Origin of the sequence: Nocardia sp. NPDC060220, assembly GCF_042727815.1 — a bacterium.
GTDB lineage: Bacteria > Actinomycetota > Actinomycetes > Mycobacteriales > Mycobacteriaceae > Nocardia.
This window is the reverse complement of sequence record NZ_JBHWZY010000837.1, coordinates 1-2,980: the sequence shown is the minus strand read 5'-3', so window position 1 is coordinate 2,980 and position 2,980 is coordinate 1. Positions and strand designations below refer to the sequence as shown.

General features: G+C 70.1%; 4 protein-coding genes and 1 pseudogene. 2 read left to right on the top strand and 3 right to left on the bottom strand.

What is annotated here, in order from left to right:
- Both ACFWF3_RS30470 and ACFWF3_RS30465 read right to left on the bottom strand, forming a co-directional pair.
- A pseudogene (locus tag ACFWF3_RS30470) lies at positions 1-68 on the bottom strand (DNA-binding response regulator); the annotation flags it as partial.
- Between the two features lie 9 nt (positions 69-77).
- Complete coding sequence (locus ACFWF3_RS30465; protein ID WP_379317130.1) at positions 78-1,241, bottom strand: sensor histidine kinase; 1,164 nt, start codon at positions 1,239-1,241, stop codon at positions 78-80.
- 167 nt (positions 1,242-1,408) lie between these two features.
- On the opposite strand from ACFWF3_RS30465, the gene ACFWF3_RS30460 reads away from it, so the two are divergent.
- On the top strand, positions 1,409-2,170 hold the full coding sequence (locus ACFWF3_RS30460; protein WP_379317129.1) for a hypothetical protein: 762 nt from the start codon (positions 1,409-1,411) through the stop codon (positions 2,168-2,170).
- Positions 2,171-2,210: 40 nt separating this feature from the next.
- Positions 2,211-2,642 carry an SRPBCC family protein gene (locus tag ACFWF3_RS30455; protein ID WP_379317127.1) on the top strand — a complete coding sequence of 144 codons (432 nt, stop codon included), beginning with the start codon at positions 2,211-2,213 and terminating at the stop codon, positions 2,640-2,642.
- An 84-nt stretch (positions 2,643-2,726) separates the two neighbouring features.
- On the opposite strand, the gene ACFWF3_RS30450 is transcribed toward ACFWF3_RS30455, so the two are convergent.
- The coding region (locus ACFWF3_RS30450; protein ID WP_379317125.1) for an amidase family protein at positions 2,727-2,980 on the bottom strand (254 nt) is incomplete at its 5' end.

The following is a 2,980-nucleotide window of genomic DNA, read 5'->3' as shown; positions in this document are numbered from 1 at the left end:
CCCAGCAGGGCGCCGAAACCCTGGCGCACCATCGCCTGGTCGTCGGCGATCAAAACGGTAATAGCCACCCAGTCACCCTAGTGGGTGGGCAATCTCACCGAGACCTCGAATCCGCCGCTGAGCGTGGGCGCCGCGTGCAGCTCACCGCCGACCGCGACAACGCGGGTACGCATGCCGTCGATGCCGTGACCACCGCCCGCACCGGGCTGGGGCACCGTGGCGGTCGCCGCGTTGTGCACGGTCACACTCACCTCCCCGGGATCGACCGCCACCGCGACGTGCACCGCGGCACCCGGTGCGTGCCGCGCGCAGTTGGCCATCGACTCCTGCACGACCCGATAGACGACCAGCCCGGTCGTCTCCGGCACCGATTCCAGATCCCCGGTCACCGTCCAGTCGACGGGCAGACCCGCACGCAGAGCCGACGCGCACAGGGCGGGCACGTCCGAGGCGCGCGGCTGCGGCGCGTGTTCGGGCAGCTGGCCGTCACTGCGCAACACCCCGAGCAGGCCCCGGATCTCGTTGAGCGCGGTGCGGGCGGTGGCGCCGATCGACTCGAACTCGGCGCGCGAGGCCGGGTCGAGGTCGTCGATCCGGTACGGCGCGGTCTGCGCCTGCACCACGACCATCGACATGTGGTGGGCGACCACATCGTGCAGGTCACGGGCGATGCGGGCCTTCTCCTCGAGGATCGCCCGGCGCGCGCGCTCGAGCTCGGTCACCTCTTCCTGCCGCTCGAGCTTGCGCCGCGAGGCCAGCAGGATCCGCACGAGATAGCCGAACAGGGCCAGCGCGCCGAACCCCATCGCCCAGCCCCACAGCGGACCGGTGTCCGAGCCGGGCATCGTTGTGGCGAACAGCATCGAGGTGGCCGCCCAGGCGACGACCACGATCGGCACCGCGGCCCGCAACGCCACCGCGAACAACAGCACGAACAGCACGATGATGTGCACGACCTGGAAGGGCAGATCGTTGTCGGCACCCGGCTGCATGCCGATCGAGAACAGCAGCGCGGCGCCGGCGGAGATCGCCCACCCCATCGCCGGGTTGACCCGCACGAACAGGATGGGGAAGGCCGCCAGGGCCGACAGCAGGGGCGCGGTGACCGGCGAGACCTCGTGGGTGACGAACAACGTCGGCCACGCGATGCTGTACAAAATCAGCGCGACCAGCACCGTTGCGAAGTCGAACCAGGTGCGCGCGGGTATTCCTCGCGCGGCGGGGCGCAGTGGTGCGGTCATGACAGTGAGCCTACGAACCGTCCGGTCAGCGGACCTCATACCCACGAACCGAATACGACCCCCTACCCTGGTGTGACCCCGGCGCCGGGCCTGCCACCCGCGCGCCCCGATAAACAAGTCCGTAGCGGGATGCCCGCCGCGTGACCCGCTCCTTACCGTCGGAGGCCATGAACACCCCGCTTCGCCCGGTACCCGCCGCTGCTCGGGCCCGTACCGCAGATTCCGCCGCCTCCGCGCCGTCCCCCGATTCCGCGCAGCACCGCCGTCGTAGCGGTGTCGCGCTGTGCACGGCCGGGCTGGCCATGGCCGCCGCCGTGGTCATGTCGGCACCGGGCGCCATGGGCGGCACCACCCCGGCCGGCAGCGAGAACGTCGCGGCCGCCGCCGCGGTCCGCGCGCTCATCGACGACAGCCCGGATGCCACCTCGCTCATCCCCCGCGATTTCGGCTACAAGTTCGGTTACGACCCCGTCCAGCTGGACGGCTTACTGGTGAACCCGAACGGCGGCTGCTCCTCACCGGTGACGCTGCCCGCCGAGTTCGAGTCGGCGTGTAAGGCGCACGACCTGGGCTATGACGTACTGCGCTACGCCGAGCGGGTCGACGAACCCCTCGGCGGATGGGCACGCCGCTCGGTGGACGCGGCGCTGAACCGGCGTATCCACGCCTCGTGTCAGCTGCGCGACGACGAGTTCTCCCGTGCTCGCTGCGGCGTGATGGCCGATATCGCGTTCACCGCCGTGGACGTGAACTCGCGGCGTCAGGAGTACGGCGCACCGGTGGTCGAGAACGTCTTCGCCCAGACCGACCCGGCCGACCGGCCCAACCTCTGGCCGCTCGCGCGCACCGTCCTCGGGTTGTTCGCGGTGACAGCGGCCTCGGCCGTGATCATCGACGCGCTGCGCAAGTTCCGGCGGCGCTTCGTCTGATGCGGTTGCCGAAAACTAGAACATGTCCTAGTTTTCACACATGTCTCTAGTCATCGACGAAACGATCGAGATCGACGCCCCCGCCGCGAAGGTGTGGGAGGTGCTCACAGATTTCGAGCGCTACGGCGAGTGGAACACCTTCTGCTACGAGGCGTCGAGCACGCTGGAACCGGGCTCGCCCATCGACATGCGGGTCCAGCTGGGCAGCAACCGTCGTCCGCAGCGGGAATGGATCCGTACCCACACCCCGGGCGTCGAGTTCAGCTACACCATGAAGCCGGTGCCGCTGGGCGCACTGCACAGCCTGCGCTCACACACCGTCGTCCCGCTGGGCCCCGACCGGTGCCGCTACGAGTCCCGGTTCACCCTCGCCGGTTGGTTGAGCCCCGTGGTGACGGTGGCGCTCGGCAAGCATCTGCGGGCCGGCTTCACCGCGATGACGGCGGGCGTCGGCCGCCGCGCGGTGGCGTAGACACCCACCACCGGCGGGCACACCGCCACCAGCGGGGCGTACCAGGCTCTTTCGAACCGGCACGCCCCGCTCGGGAAGAATTTCTCAGACCGCGCTCGGGCTCGGCAGCGCGCCGCGCGCCACCTCGTAGGCCGCGCCCACCCGGTACAGGCGGTCGTCGGCCAGCGCGGGCGCCATGATCTGCAGACCCACCGGCAGGTTGTCGTCGGCCGACAGACCCGACGGCACCGACATGCCGGGGTGACCCGCCAGGTTGGTCGGCAGGGTGCACAGGTCCGACAGGTACATGGCCAGCGGGTCGTCGACCTTCTCGCCCAGCTTCCACGGGGTGAACGCTG